13 protein-coding genes are annotated in these 17,475 nt (G+C 41.4%); 10 read left to right on the top strand and 3 right to left on the bottom strand.

Annotated features, from left to right (window positions below; translation table 11 throughout):
• Positions 1-30 precede the first annotated feature (30 nt).
• The 4 genes from yiaK to IL355_RS04595 all read left to right on the top strand — a co-directional run bounded on the left by yiaK (position 31) and on the right by IL355_RS04595 (position 5,742).
• A complete protein-coding gene (gene yiaK, locus IL355_RS04610) occupies positions 31-1,080 on the top strand; it encodes a 3-dehydro-L-gulonate 2-dehydrogenase (protein ID WP_225621108.1) in 1,050 nt (349 codons plus the stop codon).
• Positions 1,081-1,151: 71 nt separating this feature from the next.
• Positions 1,152-2,423: a serine hydrolase domain-containing protein gene (locus IL355_RS04605; protein WP_192460993.1), complete on the top strand. Its 1,272-nt coding sequence runs from the start codon at positions 1,152-1,154 to the stop codon at positions 2,421-2,423.
• 38 nt (positions 2,424-2,461) lie between these two features.
• Positions 2,462-4,387 carry a CocE/NonD family hydrolase gene (locus IL355_RS04600; RefSeq protein ID WP_192460992.1) on the top strand — a complete coding sequence of 642 codons (1,926 nt, stop codon included), beginning with the start codon at positions 2,462-2,464 and terminating at the stop codon, positions 4,385-4,387.
• Between the two features lie 38 nt (positions 4,388-4,425).
• Positions 4,426-5,742, top strand: a complete 1,317-nt coding sequence (locus IL355_RS04595) for a TlpA disulfide reductase family protein (protein ID WP_192460991.1) — start codon at positions 4,426-4,428, stop codon at positions 5,740-5,742.
• 12 nt (positions 5,743-5,754) lie between these two features.
• Here the strand turns inward: IL355_RS04595 and IL355_RS04590 are convergent, their stop codons facing one another.
• Together IL355_RS04590 and IL355_RS04585 are read right to left on the bottom strand one after the other, a co-directional pair.
• A complete protein-coding gene (locus IL355_RS04590) occupies positions 5,755-6,414 on the bottom strand; it encodes an aspartate kinase (RefSeq protein ID WP_187458262.1) in 660 nt (219 codons plus the stop codon).
• Between the two features lie 103 nt (positions 6,415-6,517).
• Positions 6,518-6,877 carry a YraN family protein gene (locus tag IL355_RS04585; protein WP_192460990.1) on the bottom strand — a complete coding sequence of 120 codons (360 nt, stop codon included), beginning with the start codon at positions 6,875-6,877 and terminating at the stop codon, positions 6,518-6,520.
• A 194-nt stretch (positions 6,878-7,071) separates the two neighbouring features.
• Here IL355_RS04585 and IL355_RS04580 point away from each other — a divergent pair, with 194 nt between their 5' ends.
• The 4 genes from IL355_RS04580 to IL355_RS04565 all read left to right on the top strand — a co-directional run bounded on the left by IL355_RS04580 (position 7,072) and on the right by IL355_RS04565 (position 14,794).
• Positions 7,072-8,565: a DUF1800 domain-containing protein gene (locus IL355_RS04580; protein ID WP_192460989.1), complete on the top strand. Its 1,494-nt coding sequence runs from the start codon at positions 7,072-7,074 to the stop codon at positions 8,563-8,565.
• A gap of 9 nt (positions 8,566-8,574) precedes the next feature.
• The gene (locus IL355_RS04575; protein ID WP_192460988.1) at positions 8,575-10,284 is read left to right on the top strand and encodes a DUF1501 domain-containing protein; all 1,710 of its coding nucleotides are present in this window, start codon (positions 8,575-8,577) and stop codon (positions 10,282-10,284) included.
• Positions 10,285-10,405: 121 nt separating this feature from the next.
• Positions 10,406-12,484, top strand: coding sequence for a methionine--tRNA ligase (metG, locus tag IL355_RS04570; RefSeq protein ID WP_192460987.1), 2,079 nt, complete (start codon positions 10,406-10,408; stop codon positions 12,482-12,484).
• A gap of 177 nt (positions 12,485-12,661) precedes the next feature.
• Positions 12,662-14,794 carry a Tex family protein gene (locus IL355_RS04565; RefSeq protein WP_192460986.1) on the top strand — a complete coding sequence of 711 codons (2,133 nt, stop codon included), beginning with the start codon at positions 12,662-12,664 and terminating at the stop codon, positions 14,792-14,794.
• Positions 14,795-14,806: 12 nt separating this feature from the next.
• Here the strand turns inward: IL355_RS04565 and IL355_RS04560 are convergent, their stop codons facing one another.
• On the bottom strand, positions 14,807-15,418 hold the full coding sequence (locus IL355_RS04560; RefSeq protein WP_192460985.1) for an HPP family protein: 612 nt from the start codon (positions 15,416-15,418) through the stop codon (positions 14,807-14,809).
• Positions 15,419-15,581: 163 nt separating this feature from the next.
• Here IL355_RS04560 and IL355_RS04555 point away from each other — a divergent pair, with 163 nt between their 5' ends.
• Complete coding sequence (locus IL355_RS04555) at positions 15,582-16,484, top strand: histone deacetylase family protein (protein WP_192460984.1); 903 nt, start codon at positions 15,582-15,584, stop codon at positions 16,482-16,484.
• 133 nt (positions 16,485-16,617) lie between these two features.
• Positions 16,618-17,451: a phosphatase PAP2 family protein gene (locus tag IL355_RS04550; RefSeq protein WP_192460983.1), complete on the top strand. Its 834-nt coding sequence runs from the start codon at positions 16,618-16,620 to the stop codon at positions 17,449-17,451.
• Positions 17,452-17,475 lie beyond the last annotated feature (24 nt).

The following is a 17,475-nucleotide window of genomic DNA, read 5'->3' as shown; positions in this document are numbered from 1 at the left end:
CCGCTAATAAACAGCAAGTATCAAAACTTGATGTTCAATTTTAAAACTACAACTACTACTATGGCTTCCAACCTTAAGAACATTTCCTTTGAGGAAATGCAATCCACACTCGTTCACCTATTTTTAAAATACGGATTCACCCAAGAAAAGGCCCAATTGTTGGCACGCACTTACACTGAAAGCACTCTAGACGGCGTAAATTCACACGGTATTAATCGCGTTCCCTTATTTATATCCTATATAGAGCAAGAATTTATTCAAATTAATGCCGAGGCCGAAAAGGCCGAAGGAATGGGCAGTATGGAGCGATGGGACGGTAATTTAGGACCCGGGATTATCAATGCCACTAAATGTACCGATCGTGCCATAGCCCTTGCCAAAGAACACGGCATGGGCATGGTAGCATTGCGCAATACCAACCACTGGATGCGTGGTGGCACCTATGGCAGACGTGCGGCAGAACAAGGATGCATTGCTATTATGTTTACCAACACCCAACCTAATATGCCACCATGGGGCGGGAAGGATAGCAGGTTGGGAAACAATCCATTTATCGTTTCCATTCCAAGAAAAAAGGGACATGTGGTTCTGGATATGGCTATTTCCCAATTTGCGTTCGGAAAAATAAACGACTATAAATTAAAAGGGCAACAACTCCCTTTTCCCGGAGGTTGGGATGATGAGGACCAACTGTCCACCTATCCCGAAAAAATTCTTGTCAAGGAACGCGGTCTTCCTATTGGCTATTGGAAGGGGTCCGCCCTATCCATGATATTGGATATGTTGGTCACCTTATTATCGGCAGGAAATTCTACCTCAAAAATAGCGGGTAAGGAGAAAGAGATTGCTATATCCCAAGTGTTCCTCTGCATTTCACAAGACTATTTTAGGGATACGGACGTACAGGAAAGACTACTACAGGAAATTATTGATTTCACCCATAGCTCTACGCCTATGAAAGAAGGGCAGAACATTTATTACCCAGGTGAAAGAACATTAGAAACCAGGGCCAGAAACCAGAAGAATGGAATGCCCGTTAGTATTGAAGTCTGGCAAAAGGTGTTAGAATTGGCATCGTAACTTTCTTTCCAATGTCTTTGATTGTACTAGGTACCTGTTTAAAAGCTCATCTATAACAAAATTTGAAAATCATGAAAACTAACGTCTTACTAATAGGACTGATTTGCGGCTTATTTTTTCCTTCCTGTAAAGAAACCAAAACGGAAAAAGCCCCAAAGGAAGATTTTATAGTTACGGATTCCGTAACCCAACGTATTGACGCTACCCTAAAGAGCTTTGTTGATTCAGGAAATATTGCCGGGGTGTCCGCTCTAATTTTTGAAAAGGACAAAGAAGTGTACTTTAATGCTCTTGGGCATGCCAACATTGCCGAGAACCAACCAATGGAACGGTCGACCATCGTTCAAATCTATTCCATGACAAAACCGATAACTGGCACCGCTTTGATGACCCTTTATGAAGATGGAAAATTTGATTTGGATGACCCCTTGGAAAAATACGCTCCCGAATTTGCCAATATGAAGGTTTATGTTGGGGAAGACGCATCCGGAAAGCCCATTTTAGAGGATGCCAACCGCCCGATAACGATTCGCGACATCACCAGACACACTGCAGGTTTCCCCAGATCAGGCAATACCCCATTAGGTAAAATGGTCGATGAAACAGATGCTCTTAATAGAAACAATACCCTTACCCAAATGGCCGAAAAAATGGGAAAGTTGCCGCTACAATTTCACCCTGGGGAAGAATGGCTATATGGCCCTTGCGTGGATGTGCAGGCGTTTTTGGTGGAACGTATCTCAGGGGTACCCTACCAACAATATGTACGTGAACACGTACTTGACAAATTGGGCATGACCGAGACCCGATATTTTATTCCCGAAGGGGATAGAGACCGATTTGCTTCCCTCTACCGAAGAAAAGGAGAAGGTGAACTGGAAAGGGATACCATCACTTACAGCAACTATCTTGAAAAATGGCCATTGACCCGGGGAGGTTCCGGACTTACATCTACTTTGGACGATTATATGAAATTTGCCCGAATGTTGGTTCATGAAGGCTCTTTAGATTCCGTACAAATTCTCCAACCTGAGACGGTGAAGTTAATGGCTACCAATCAATTGGCGGATAGCATTACGGAAAGACATTTTCTGCCCAGTAAGGGCCAAGTGGGATTTGGTATCGACTTTGCCGTGAGAACGGCACCACCCGCCAATGCGGAAGAAAATAATGGCGTAGTGGGTGAATTTTTCTGGGACGGTGCCGCCAGTACGTTGTTCTGGGTAGACCCTGTAAACGAACTTACAGCAGTGCTCTTTGTACAATTGTTTCCCTATGACGGAATAGGACTTCACAAAAGCTTTAGAGATGCGGTATACGGGCCAATTTCAACCAACAATTAAGTATCTTTGAAACAACTAAATAACAATTGGAACACAGTATGACTTTTTATCGTAAACTAACTTCTCTACTTTTTTTACTTATTACCACCATCTCTTGCGGACAAGAAATTGATGCGGATTATTTTAAAGACCATTATGATGTTCAGGAATATAGAATTCCAATGCGAGATGGTATAGAGCTGTTTACCATTGTTTACACTCCAAAAGACCAGTCGCAAGATTACCCAATTTTAATGAACCGAACCTGCTATAATGCTTCCAGCCATGCCAATTACCAATATGGTGGCTACCCTTCCAAATATTTGGTGGAAGATGGCTACATTTTTGTTTTCCAAGATGTGAGGGGTAGGTATATGTCCGAAGGTACATTCGATAACATGCGGCCTAATATACCTGGAAACAAACGCCGGAACAAAAAAGATATTGATGAAAGCAGCGACACCTATGACACCATAGATTGGCTTCTAAAGAATGTTAAAGGCAATAATGGCAAAGTGGGAATGTACGGTATCTCCTATCCTGGGCATTACACTGCCGCAGGTATGATAGATGCCCACCCCGCCCTAAAAGCCTCTTCACCACAAGCTCCTATTGCCGATTTTTTCTTTGATGATTTTCACCATCAAGGTGCTTATTTGGAGAGTTACACCGCTGCCTTTGCGGTATTTGGATACCAGAAGGATAGCTTGACCAGAAAACCTTGGTATCAAGATAAATTAATGCGTTTGTACGGTAATCCAGCTTCAGATGCGTACAACTTTTTCTTGGATTTAGGTCCTCTAAAGAATATTACCGAAAAATACCATAGTGATAATTTTTTCTGGCAGCAGATAATAGACCACCCCAACTATGACGAATTCTGGCAAAAAAGAAACATCCTACCCCATCTAAAAGATATTGACCACGCCGTCATGACCGTAGGCGGTTGGTTCGATGCCGAAGATTTATATGGCCCTCTGAACATTTACAAAACGGTGGAAGCCACAAGCCCAAAAGCTAAAAACACCATTGTCATGGGACCTTGGGACCATGGCGGGTGGGCGCGCGAAAAAGGCAAGACCGTTCATAACCATATTTATTTTGGAGACAGTATTTCTACTTTCTTCCTGAAGGATATAGAACGAAACTTTTTTGCCCATCACCTAAAGAGCAAGAATATTTATCAACTTCCGGAAGCCTATATGTTTGATACAGGTTCTAAAGAATGGCAAAAATTTGATGAATGGCCGCCTAAAGACATAGAGCCTTTAAGCCTTCACTTTAAAGAAAATGGGGAATTGACCCTAAATGAAAAAGCAAGTGCCGATGCTGTATTTGAATATACCAGCGACCCAAACAAACCAGTACCTTATCGTTCGGAAACAGAAGGCCTTACCTTTACTCCCAGAAAGTATATGTCTGATGACCAAAGACATGCTTCTAGAAGGACCGATGTTCTCACTTTTGAAACGGAACCATTGATGAGCCCAAAAACGGTAGCAGGTGAAATCTTGGCCAAGTTAAAAGTGGCCATGACAGGTACCGATGCAGATTTTGTAGTAAAACTGATAGACGTGTACCCTGCAGATCATGAAAATTATGAGCACAACCCAGAAAATATAGTCATGGGTGGCTACCAGCAATTGGTACGGGGCGAAGTTTTTAGGGGAAGATTCAGAAATAGTTTTGAAAACCCCGAACCTTTTGTACCCGGAGAGGTTTCCGATGTAAATTTTAGACTTCAGGATGTGCTGCACACCTTTAAAAAAGGGCACAGAATAATGATTCAGATTCACAGTACGTGGTTTCCCTTCATCGACAGAAACCCTCAAAAATATGTGGACAATATTTATAAGGCCAACAAAGAAGACTTTATTAAATCTACCATCAAAGTTTATGGTTCTTCATCCATAGAAGTGGGCGGAACGCAAGATTCAGGGGCTCCTGACCCGTTCAGCCTTCAAATTTCCAATTTCAAGGATTAAACCACGGTAGTTTACCTCGTTACAAGAGCGATATCGACATGAAAAAATACGTTCTCTTACTTATCATGCTCCATAGCCTTGGGCTTGTGGCCCAACAGACTATTTCGGGTACCTTTACGCCTGCTGAAGATTATAAATTTTTACTAATCTATCAATTGGAAAGCGGAAGCAAAAATTATATCACCAATGCTTCCATTACCAATGGAACTTTCAGCCTTTCCCTCCCTGAAAATTCCCAACCGGGGATGTATCGTTTCGTATACGCTGTTCCCCAAGATGAATTTTATATAGATGTAATCTACAATGGTAAGGAAAATGTGAATTTCACTTTTAACACCCGTACAGGTGTTTCCTTTTCCAATTCGCAAGAGAACATTCTTATGAACTCCTATTTCCAGACCATGAGCGAATTGGTCGGAAAATTGCTGAACTTTTATATCAAAAGAAAAACGGATGCTAGCGAATTCGCACAATACACCAAAGATTTAAAAGAAGTACAAAACACCTATGAAGAACAATCCAAAGGTCTGCTCGTTCACCATTTTATAGTAGCGAACCGGCCTTATATTCCCAGTGAAAACGAAACAGTACAGCAGTATGTTGCTAATAAAAAAGAACACTATTTTGACCATCTTACACTTGACAGTAAGATTCTACAGTCTTCGGATTTCCTCGTTTCCAAGCTCAGTAATTATGTTTTTACGGCCCTTCCATTGAAGCAAATGAATAGTGTTGAACGACAAACTGCCATTGAAGAAAACATTAAGACCGTACATCAAAAAATAAAAAACGTACCCGAATCTTTTCAGTTTGAGGTGTATTATAAAATCTGGAAAATGAGTAATGAAGGAGGAATGACCTCAACCGCTCAATTCTTATACCATAATTACCTTGAAAAACTACCTCTTGAAAGTTTAGATCCGGAAAAAGCGCGGCAATTGGTTCTAGAACAACGGTTAGGAATAGGGGCTATAGCTCCAGATATTGAATGGAACTCCGGCAACGCTCAAAAGAAATTGAGCAGTCTTGACGGTGCGGATACTTATATTTTGGTGTTTTGGAGCAGTACCTGCGGACATTGCCTACAGGAATTACCCCAACTACACCAAACGCTTAAAGACTATAACATGGTGGAGGTAATTGCAGTTGGCCTCGAAGACGGCACAACTACTTGGAAAACCGAATCTGATAAATTGCCGGACTTTGAACATGCCATTGCCTTAGGTAAATGGGATAGCGAATACGCGGAAACCTATGCCATAGAAAAAACACCTACCTATTTTGTGTTGGATTCCGAAAAGCGAATCGTTTCCAAGCCAGAAGACCTAAAGGAACTTATGAAATTATTAAAGTAAGTAACTAAGCCCTTACAAGGTTTTAAGATCTTTGATGGTCTTAAAGGCAACATCAACCTGTTCATCATCTACCAAAATGGTAAATTCATTGGTTGTGGAAATCACTTCATAAAGTACGATGCCTTCCCACGCCAAACGTTGGAAGATGAAATAATAGATTCCAGGAACGCTAACGTTTTCGGCAGGTAATTTGACCGTGATAGAAGATAGGTTTTCGGCCTTTTGAGAACATTTCTCCTCTTTAAAAAGCTCTTCTACCGTTTGATCCAAACTATTGCTCACCACAATGTTCAATTCATTTACACCGCGGGAAGAAGTGTAAAATACATCTTTATTCTTATTGACCTCCTCCAAAAGTTGGGCTTGCACTTCAAGAATGGATTCGGATATAAAAAAGGTAAAATCGGTCAATGAAGAACGAACCGTAATTTCGCCAATATTCTTCAAGACCTTAATAATTTTATGAGTTGCCCTGAACTCCAAATCATCAGACAGTCTTTTAAGTGCCATAACTATAGCACCATTTCTAATATCTTTTCCTAACTCCTCTTCAATTTCCGGCTTTACAATTCTAGACAAAGAGGTTAAATTGATGATTCCTTGTGCCAATGCACTTTGAAGAAAAGGCTTCTTTTTAATGTATTGTTCTACTACGGATGAAATAGTTTTCATGGACTTATTGTTGGTTGCACCGCAAAAATAACACATTGTTATAAATAAAACAAATTGTGTAAATACTAAAAATTGAAAAATTTAAGAACAGTGTATTTTTCTTTCAAAAATGATAGAAAGCACTTTCTAAATACTCTATTTTAAACATTTTTTTGTTTTTTAGAATGGTAATTACATCAAACCTCACCTCCACATCCAGTTCATTTTCTGTAACATACTGGTCTGCGGCGGCCACCAACAATTTGATTTTCTTGGGAGTTATGGTTTCAGCAATGGGTATTATTTGGTCATTACTCCGTGCCCTTACCTCCACAATACTTAAAACATCATCCTTTTGGGCGATAATGTCTATTTCAGCCTTTAGATATCTGTAATTTTTCTCCCTTATCTCATATCCTTTAGCGATTAAATGGTCTACTGCTAATTTTTCTCCTTCCTTCCCAAATTCATTATGCTTTCCCATTTCTAATTGTTCAGTGGTTAAAAAAAGAGGTAGTTCATCGAAAACTTGGGTCTCTTAACACCTAAACTTGCAAACCTACCCGTAAATCTATAAGTCATACATCGAAAATACTGTAATCCCCATACTATCCAAAACGCTTGTTCGTTAAGAATTGACCCCAAACACATAAACGGTTCTTAAAGCCTACAAAAATTATGGAATACTTTATCAACTGTAATACGGGATCCCTAGCACCGTATAACACACCTTTGGACCGGTCCAAAGCTGCACATCTTTACAGACGTCTGGGGTTTAGCGCCTCTGCCGCCACTATCGATCAGGCAGAAGGACAAAATGCCGGCACGTTGGTTGACAATTTGATCAACCAAGCCATTAACCAAGCACCTATTGCGGCTCCCACCTGGGCCAACTGGAACAACAGTAATTACCCTGAAGACGATCAGCAAAGAGATGCTATGGTAAGGCAGCAAAAAGGAGAATTTAGCCTCGCCTATGCCAATCAAATGTTGGACAATAATTTAAGGGACAGACTTAGTTTCTTTTGGAGCAACCATTTTGTAACCCAACTGGAAGTATACAACTGTAATAGCTTTTTATACCATTATATAGATTGCTTACAAAGAAATTCCCTAGGCAACTTCAAAACATTCGTTAGTGAAATTGGTCTCACTAGTGCCATGCTATATTACCTAGATGGTGTTTATAACAACGGAAACAATCCCAACGAAAACTACGCCCGTGAACTTTACGAATTGTTCACCCTAGGCGAGGGAATAGGTTACACCGAAGAAGATATAATTGAAACGGCAAAAGCCTTAACGGGCTATGTTGAAAGAGGTGAGTTAGGTTGCGAACAGGTAACTTTTAGGGCAGATAGGCATGATGAAGGCCCCAAGACCATTTTCGGGCAAACCGGAAATTGGGGATATGATGATGTCATAGACATTTTATTTGAGCAACGGCCCAATGAAATTGCCGATTTTATATGCCGAAAGCTATACGAGTTTTTTGTGCACCCAGATTCAAAAGATGCCGCTGGCAATGCCCAAACTATAATTGATGGTATGGCCGCTACTTTTTTATCGAACAATTTTGAAATTGCCCCGGTACTTTCCCAATTATTTAAAAGTCAACATTTTTATGATGATGAAGCAATTGGTGTCATTATTAAAAGTCCGTACGATCTTTATTTTAATTTATTAAAGGAATCAAGTTTCAATAGAACGGACACCACTGTTGAAACCGTTATAAACTACAGTGGCTTACTAAGTCAAGTCATGTTCAATCCTTTTGATGTGAACGGATGGCAAAGAGACCGTACCTGGATCAATACCAATTTTATGATCGGCAGATGGTTGACCATTGAAAGCATGCTCGAAGAGTTTTTTGATGAAGACCCAGAACAATTTAGGAATCTTGGTCTCTCATTGACCGGCATGGATGGCATGACCAGTAACAACCCAGATATCATTGCACGGGCCATTATCGATTTTATTTTGCCTAAAGGTCTTCTTAATGAATCTGAATACGATAAAGCCTACACCGTTTTTAGAAGCGATGTTCAAGAACAATACTATGAAGGTGGTTCTACCCCCACGTGGACCCTACAAACCTCAATGGAAGGACCATCCCAAGTTTACCTACTACTGCAATACCTAGGGAGACAACCAGAATTTCAACTTAAATAACCTACAGCTATGTGCGACAACCATCATAATTCCCCATACAAAGGTCTTCAACATGAGGGCCACGACCAAGAACATAAAACCTGGAGTAGACGTTCATTTTTGCAAGCCTTAGGAATTGCCGGATCAGGCTCTATGATGCTGGGTTCCAATTTTTTAACGGCATCGGCACCATCACCTTTAACCTCGGCCATTTCAGCCGCCGAAACGGATAATATTTTAATCCTTATTCGCTTGGCAGGTGGCAATGATGGATTGAGCACCGTTATCCCCATAGAACAGTATGACCAATATGCCAATGCCAGGCCCAATATCTATATTCCGGAAAGCAAGGTTTTAAAACTAACGGATGAATTTGGAGTGCCTTCCTATATGAAATCTATTGAAGCCATGTGGGATACCGGACAATTCAAAGCAGTTCACGGCGTAGGATATGAAGGTCAAAGCCTTTCGCATTTTACAGGGTCCGATATTTTTGCCAATACGGATTTAACAACAACGGGGTTTAAAGGATTGAATACCGGTTGGATGGGAAGACATTTTGAAAACACCTATCCAGACTATCTCATTTCTCCGCCTCCAGCGCCGGCGGCCATTCAAATAGGTCAGTTTGGAAGCTTGGTTTTTCAAGGAGAAGAAACCAATTATGCCTTTGTAACCTCCAATGTTCAACAATTGGAAGAAATTGCAGAATCCGGTGTACGGTACGGTCTAGATGATACTTTGTTCAATGACTGTATGTACGGTGACCAATTGAAGTTTTTAAGAGGCGTAGCCAATACCACTTATGAATATTCTGGCATTATACATGATGCTTGGTCCAGAGGACAAAATCAAGTAGAATATCAAGATAACGGATTTGCCCGTCAGTTGGCACTTTTGGCACGATTGATCAAAGGTAATCTGGGCACCAAGGTGTATATGATCTCTATGGGAGGTTTTGACACTCACGGCAATCAACCATTGGCTCATGAGCGACTTATGAGTAATTTATCCATCGCCATAAATAACTTTTACGAAGACCTTGGGTACACCCAACAGGATGATAAAGTATTAAGTATGACCTTCTCGGAGTTTGGTAGACGTATTTTTGAAAACGGATCCAATGGTACCGACCACGGAAAAGCGGCCCCAACCCTTTTCTTTGGTAAAGGTCTTGAAGGCAGCGCCTTTGTTGGGGAACACCCCACCTTGGATAATCCAGATGGGCGTGGAAACCTAGAATACACCATGGATTTTAGAGACCTATATGCCACCGTACTGGCAGAATGGCTTTGTGTACCTATTCCGCTGGTAGAACAACATTTATTGGACCACCCATACGCTCCGGTCAATTTAGGTTTTAATTGTAGTGGAACCGATTTTCCCGAAATTGCATACAGCGATGGAGAGCCTACCATTCCTACCACTCCAGACGGACAAGCGGAAAGTCCCGTAGTACCAAGTAGCGCAGAAATAAATGCCATTGTACACAAACCGTATTACCCAACCGATGACGCGCCCCATATTTACATAGAAATGCCCGTTACAGCACACGTTGATATTCAACTGTTCAATATTGTTGGGCAAAGCGTAGGTACTATTCGTAACACTATCATGTCAGCGGGTGCCAACGAAATCAATATAAAGGAAAATATGCCAGGTCATTTGGCAGCAGGCAAATATATATACCGTATACAAGTGCAGGACCATAAAATGAGTAAATCCATTATGGTAGCCTAAACGTTATCCCTTCATTCTATAAAACCCTCTCGCTGAACATTAGTGTGAGGGTTTTGCTTTTTTAAGATTACTTGTATCCCTCGGTTCAAAAAACGTATTTTTGTGGCTTAATTTTATTTTGATGTCCGAAAACAATCATACTCCCAACCGATATACAATAACCGCAGCACTACCCTATACCAACGGACCCATTCATATTGGTCACTTGGCAGGTGTTTATGTACCTGCGGATATTTATGCCAGATACCTAAGATTAACAGGTAAAGAAGTGGCTTTTGTTTGTGGAAGTGATGAACATGGGGTAGCTATTTCGATGAAGGCTAAAAAGGAGGACGTAACCCCAAAAGAAATTATAGACAAGTACCACACCATCATTAAAAAGTCATTTCAAGACTTCGGTATTACTTTCGACAATTACTCCAGAACCTCCGCGGATGTACACCATGAAACGGCATCGGAATTTTTCAAAAAACTTTATGAGCAAAGTGATTTTATAGAAGAGACCACCGCTCAATTATATGACGAGGAAGCCAAACAATTTTTGGCCGATCGTTTTGTTATCGGCACATGTCCCAAATGTGGTCATGAGGAAGCTTACGGGGACCAATGTGAGAATTGCGGTTCATCCCTGAACGCAACGGATTTGATCAATCCAAAATCCACTATCACCGGAAGTACTCCAACTACTAAGGAAACCAAACACTGGTTTTTACCATTGGACCGCTATGAAGGTTTTTTAAGGGAATGGATTTTGGAAGGCCATAAAAACGACTGGAAACCCAATGTTTACGGGCAATGTAAAAGCTGGATTGATGGCGGACTTGAGCCTAGGGCCGTTACCCGAGATTTGGATTGGGGTATTCCGGTACCGGTAGAAGGCGGAGAAGGCAAGGTATTATACGTTTGGTTCGATGCCCCAATTGGCTATATTTCCTCAACCAAAGAATGGGCAGAACGAGAAGGTAAAGACTGGGAGCCCTACTGGAAAGACGAAAACACCAAATTGGTGCATTTTATAGGGAAGGATAATATCGTTTTTCACTGTATCATTTTTCCGGCCATTCTAAAATCGCACGGAGGCTATATTCTTCCGGAAAATGTTCCGGCAAACGAATTTTTGAATTTGGAAGGCAACAAGCTTTCCACCTCCAAAAATTGGGCAGTGTGGCTACATGAATATTTGGAAGAATTCCCGGATATGCAAGATGTGTTACGTTATACCCTAACGGCCAATGCTCCTGAAACCAAGGATAATGATTTTACGTGGAAGGATTTTCAGGCCCGAAACAACAATGAACTGGTAGCCATCTTAGGTAATTTCATTAACCGCGTAGTGGTTCTTACCAATAAATATTATGAGGGAGTGGTTCCTGCACCATCGAACTTTACTGAGTTAGACCGTGAAACGTTGGATACCCTTAAAAAATACCCGGAAATCATTTCTACTTCTTTGGAGAGATACCGTTTTAGGGAAGCAGCCCAAGAATTTATGAACCTGGCGCGCTTAGGGAATAAATACCTAGCGGACGAAGAACCTTGGAAAGTCATTAAGCAAGACGAGGAAAGGGTAAAAACGATTATGTATGTGGCTTTACAAATAGCTGCGGGACTCGCAGTGTTGAGCGAGCCATTTTTACCGTTTACTTCTTCAAAATTAAAAGAGATATTGGCTGTCGGGTCGAGCGCAGAAGAGACCTCATGGAACGATGTTTCAACCAAAGAAACCCTATTAACGGCCGAGCATAAAATAAATCAATCCCAACTGTTGTTCAGAAAAATTGAAGACAGTGAAATACAAAAGCAATTGGACAAATTGGAAGCTGCCAAAAAAGCGAACGAGAACGAAAATAAGGTTGTAACCCCGCAAAAAGACACCATCACTTTTGATGATTTCACCAAACTGGATATGCGCGTAGGCACCATTATTGAAGCCGAAAAAATGCCCAAGACCAAAAAGCTTTTGGTTTTAAAGGTAGATACGGGCATTGACACAAGGACCATTGTTTCCGGTATTGCCGAAAGCTTTAAAGCCGAGGATATTATTGGCAAAAAAGTGACCGTTTTGGTCAATTTGGCCCCAAGACCTTTACGAGGGGTTGAAAGCCAAGGCATGATTTTAATGACCGAAAACAAAGAAGGTAAATTGGTATTCGTTAACCCTGATGAAGACGGTGTTGGTAATGGGGAAGGAATAAATTAATCTCCTCGGTTGAGTGTTAGGTCGAGGGTAATCGAGAAGTTAAAAGTAGCCATTAGCTATCTCTGGTCCATTTTTGAATAAATTAGGTCTCGACTGCGCTCGACCAGGTAAACAAACTTAAATGGACCTGATGAAATAAGGTTTTATTTCACTAGGCTAAAATGTATATCTTAATAAATGCAACTCCTTCCTTACCTACTAAAACATACACAGCTTCCCGAAAAAGGTATCAACAATACAGTATCCTTACTAGAAGAAGATTGCACCATCCCTTTTATCTCCCGTTACCGAAAGGAAAAAACAGGCAATTTAGACGAAGTGCAAATCGGACAAATTGTGGAGTTCAAAAAACAATTTGAGAATCTAGAAAAACGCAAGGAAACTATTCTTAAAGCCATTGAGGAACAAGGTTCCCTTACCGACGAGCTCAAGAACAAAATTGCCCAGACGGAAGATTTGGTAAGCCTGGAAGACCTCTACCTTCCTTTTAAGAAAAAGCGAAAAACAAAGGCCGAGACGGCTCGTAAAAATGGATTGGAGCCTTTGGCGAAAATCATCATGGTCCAGAACCATCGAGATATTGAGTCCGCCGCTCAGCAATATACCAATTCTGAAGTCCCTGATACGGATGCCGCTTTGGAGGGTGCTCGACACATCATCGCCGAATGGCTTAATGAGCGAATCTCCATTAGAAACCTCATCCGTTCGCAATTGGAAAGGTCCGCCATGCTCGTTACCAAAGTGGTTTCTTCCAAAAAAGAGGAAGAGGGGGCTCAAAAATTCAGGGATTATTTTGATTGGAGCGAAGCGCTCAACCGTTGCCCTTCGCATCGATTATTGGCCATCCTCAGGGCAGAAAACGAAGGATTTATTCGCTTAAAATTAGAACTGGATACAGATTTTATCCTTTCCAAAATAGTGCAACGAACAATTAAATCCAGCAACTCTTGCGCGTCACTAATTCAGATGGCCATTGAAGATGCCTACAAACGGTTGTTGTTTCCTTCCCTATCCAACGAGCTTCTAAAAAAGGCCAAGGAAGAGGCCGATGATGACGCCATAAAAGTATTTGCCAAAAACCTGCAACAGTTGTTGTTGGGAGCTCCGGTAGGCGAAAAACGAATTCTGGCGATCGACCCCGGTTTTAGGACCGGCTGTAAAGTGGTCTGTTTGAGTGCCACCGGAGATTTGGAGCACAATGAAACTATTTTTCCACATGCGCCTCAAAATGATACCAAGGGAGCCCTTAAAAAAATAAGTACGTTGGCGGACGCCTATAAAATCGAGGCCATTGCCATTGGTAACGGTACGGCATCGCGAGAAACGGAACGCTTGGTAAAACGGGTTCATTTTAAAAATCCCGTAGAAGTTTATGTCGTTAGTGAGGCCGGGGCCTCTATTTATTCGGCATCGAAAATTGCAAGGGAAGAGTTTCCCACATACGATGTTACCGTGCGGGGTGCGGTTTCCATAGGCAGGAGATTGGCAGACCCGTTGGCAGAGTTGGTGAAAATAGACCCTAAATCCATAGGTGTTGGGCAATACCAGCATGATGTAGACCAAAACAAGCTACAGACCTCTCTCGATAGAACAGTGGAGAGCTGCGTAAACTCCGTTGGGGTAAATATCAATACGGCCAGTGTGCCGCTTTTAAGTTATGTTTCAGGAATAGGTCCCAAATTGGCCGAAAATATTGTGGCGCATAGAAACACAAACGGTTCTTTTGGCAAGCGTTCCGACATTAAAAAAGTGGCTAGATTGGGAGAAAAGGCCTTTGAACAGGGCGCTGCTTTCCTCCGAATCAAAAATGCTAAAAATCCCTTGGACGATTCAGCCGTGCACCCGGAAAGTTACGGGATTGTGGAGCAAATGGCGAAAGACAAAAATATGCCCCTTTCGGAAATCATCGGAAACAAAGAGGTTTTAAAAAGCATCCCTCTCAAAAACTACTGCACCGCTGAGATAGGCTTACCTACCCTTCAGGATATTATAAAAGAATTGGAAAAACCGGGATTGGACTTGAGGGAAAAAGCGAAGGTTTTTACTTTTGACCAGAACATTAGAACTATAGACGACCTCAGGGAAGGCCAACTATTGCCAGGTATTGTCAATAACATCACCAATTTTGGTTGTTTCGTGGATATCGGTATCAAACAGAGCGGACTTATTCACGTTTCCAACCTAGCCGATGCTTTTGTAAAAGATGTAAATGAACATGTGCATTTGCACCAACAGATTATTGTGAAGGTTTTGCAAGTAGATATTCCTAGAAAACGAATTCAGTTAAAGCTTCATAAAGGTGAGCTATAGGCGTGTTTTGCCTTACCGGTAATTTCTAGCGAACTTACCTTTTATGTATTTGGTCATTCTGCTGTTGGTAGGATACCTTCGGTTACGGGTCATGTTATTGAAAATCAACCCCGTAAAAAACAATATCAACGTACCCATTAAAACGGGAGAAATAACGTAAAAATAGCCAAGAGATTTAATGTTTTCCGTTCCGATAACGGCTATCAAGGCACTTGCCCCACCGGGTGGGTGCAAGGTTTTGGTCATTTGCATCACCACAATGGAAGTTGCCACGGCCATGGGGGCAGCCACCCAAATAAGGTCGGGCACCAATTTATAGACCGTAACTCCAATAATGGCCGAAATGACCTGACCTCCGATTAAATTTCTAGGTTGCGCCAAGGGACTTTGAACAGCCCCGTAAATAAGAACACTAGAAGCACCAAACGAACCTATTAGAAGTACATTTTCAAGGTCGGGCAAATAGTAAGATTGAATGAAAGCTATAAGTCCGATCCCTACGAATGCCCCCAGAAAAGACCAAAATTGCTCTTTAAAGTCAATAAGGGTCTCTTTGTACAAAATGTATCTTGAAATTCGGGCCTTACGGTTAATTGCCTTCCCCAATCGGTTGTCTGACTTCATAAATTAGCAGTTCTAATTGAATGCGGTATTCATTAATTTAGCTTAAAATCAGGACAAAGATAAACGAATCCGCATAATAACATACTAAATCTATCTATTTAGTAGATTTTTAATATTTATTTGTTAAAATGAAATAACTGAAGGCAGACCGTATCTTTAGCGTATGCTTAAAATTGCCTATCACCCGATATATAATCACCCATTACCGGAAGGTCATCGATTTCCTATGATCAAGTACGAGTTGTTGCCCAAGCAACTGTTACATGAAGGTACTTGTAGCCTAGAAAACTTCTTTGAACCCGAAATACCCAACGACAAGTACCTAGTGGCGGTTCACGATCCGGAGTATTTCTACGATTTATTAAACATCAAAATTTCACCCCGTGAGGCAAGAAAAATAGGTTTCCCATTAAACGAAGTCCTCGTAGAGCGGGAACGTATCATTGCAGATGGTACCATGAAAGCCTGTGATTTTTCAATGAAAAATGGCATTTCCATGAATATAGCAGGTGGTACCCATCACGCTTATAGTAACCGAGGCGAAGCTTTCTGTATGCTGAACGACCAAGCCATTGGGGCCCGTTACCTACAAAGCAAGAATTTTGCAGATAAGATTTTGATTGTTGACTTAGACGTTCACCAGGGAAACGGCACAGCGGAAATATTTCAAGGAGATGATTCTGTATTTACCTTTTCCATGCACGGCGAGGGCAATTATCCTTTTAAAAAGGAAAAATCTGACCTTGACATCCCGTTAAAAAAAGGCACTGGAGACGTAGAATACCTAGAAATCTTGCAAACCACATTGCCACAACTAATTAATACAGTTCGGCCTGATTTCATTTTTTACCTTTCTGGAGTAGATATTTTGGCGTCCGACAAGTTGGGTACGCTTGGCCTCACTCTTGAAGGTTGTAAAAAAAGGGATGCTTTTGTTCTTGAAACTTGCTTTGACAACAAAATTCCCGTACAATGTAGTATGGGCGGCGGCTATTCCCCTGATATAAAAATCATCGTAGAGGCCCATGCCAACACCTATCGACTCGCCCAGAAAATCTACTTTTAAAAACCCATCTTCGCCATATTTACCACAATAACTTTAAATTGACTGGGTTATAATATACGGCACTCGCAAATGAGTTAGTTTTCTTTTAAACCGATTCTTCTCAAAACAAGCGTAGCTATTATTTTTGCAATCTATGAAAAAGTTTACATTTCTGATTCTTTTGTTAATTTCCTCCAATCTTTTTTCCCAAGATAGCATTGTAGTACCCAGTGAAAAACGCTGGGACATGTTTAAATATGACTTTGTAAACATGTTCAAAGGTGTGGGTTACTCCTATGCCAGACCTTTTCATTGGCAGGGTAAACAATGGGCCCAATTTGGAGGGGTAGTCGCCGGTACCGGTGCTGTTTATTTAATTGATGATGATACTTCCCGCTTTATTCGTTTGCAAAAAGAAGGGGTACCAGAGGTCATTCGCTCCTACGGGACTTTTTACGGAAGTCCGGAAAACAATTACTTGGTCACTTCGGGCGTATACCTCACCGGATTGATTGCCAAAAGTGAAAAATTGAGGAGAACTGGAGTACTTTTGATTGCTTCGGCGACCTCTGCGGGCTTTTTGCAACAGGTATTAAAATCGGCGGTCGGTAGGGCCAGACCTGTTGCCAGACTAGGAAAAGACACTTTTGACCCTTTTAATTCGAGCCGTAACTTTCACTCATTTCCATCGGGTCACGCCCTTATGGCCTTTACCAATGCCTACGCTATCGGGAAACAATTTAAAAGTCCGTGGGCAAAAGCTGGTATTTATACCATTGGAGCCATACCCGGCCTTTCACGAATATGGGACGGACAACATTGGTTGAGTGACTTCGTTTTTGCCATTGCCATTAGCGTGGCAACGGTAGAGTCGATTGATAAATATCTCGACAGAAAATACAATGAAAAATACAACAACCAAGACAAAAGAACCAGCTGGAATTTGAATTTCGGTCCTGGCACCTTGGGAGTAACGGTTAATTTTTAATATTCTGCAAATCTTATTATTTCA

Source organism: Euzebyella saccharophila (genome assembly GCF_014855495.1).
Taxonomy (GTDB): Bacteria; Bacteroidota; Bacteroidia; order Flavobacteriales; family Flavobacteriaceae; genus Euzebyella; species Euzebyella saccharophila.
Note: the sequence above shows the minus strand (reverse complement) of the source record. Positions and strands in the feature narration are given on the sequence as shown.

Coding starts and splice junctions, on each gene's coding strand:
- IL355_RS04580 (WP_192460989.1), top strand. CDS start 7,072: ATGGAATACTTTATCAACTGTAATACGGGATCCCTAGCACCGTATAAC.
- metG (WP_192460987.1), top strand. CDS start 10,406: ATGTCCGAAAACAATCATACTCCCAACCGATATACAATAACCGCAGCA.
- yiaK (WP_225621108.1), top strand. CDS start 31: ATGTTCAATTTTAAAACTACAACTACTACTATGGCTTCCAACCTTAAG.
- IL355_RS04605 (WP_192460993.1), top strand. CDS start 1,152: ATGAAAACTAACGTCTTACTAATAGGACTGATTTGCGGCTTATTTTTT.
- IL355_RS04575 (WP_192460988.1), top strand. CDS start 8,575: ATGTGCGACAACCATCATAATTCCCCATACAAAGGTCTTCAACATGAG.
- IL355_RS04565 (WP_192460986.1), top strand. CDS start 12,662: ATGCAACTCCTTCCTTACCTACTAAAACATACACAGCTTCCCGAAAAA.
- IL355_RS04585 (WP_192460990.1), bottom strand. CDS start 6,877: ATGGGAAAGCATAATGAATTTGGGAAGGAAGGAGAAAAATTAGCAGTA.
- IL355_RS04600 (WP_192460992.1), top strand. CDS start 2,462: ATGACTTTTTATCGTAAACTAACTTCTCTACTTTTTTTACTTATTACC.
- IL355_RS04550 (WP_192460983.1), top strand. CDS start 16,618: ATGAAAAAGTTTACATTTCTGATTCTTTTGTTAATTTCCTCCAATCTT.
- IL355_RS04555 (WP_192460984.1), top strand. CDS start 15,582: ATGCTTAAAATTGCCTATCACCCGATATATAATCACCCATTACCGGAA.
- IL355_RS04595 (WP_192460991.1), top strand. CDS start 4,426: ATGAAAAAATACGTTCTCTTACTTATCATGCTCCATAGCCTTGGGCTT.
- IL355_RS04590 (WP_187458262.1), bottom strand. CDS start 6,414: ATGAAAACTATTTCATCCGTAGTAGAACAATACATTAAAAAGAAGCCT.
- IL355_RS04560 (WP_192460985.1), bottom strand. CDS start 15,418: ATGAAGTCAGACAACCGATTGGGGAAGGCAATTAACCGTAAGGCCCGA.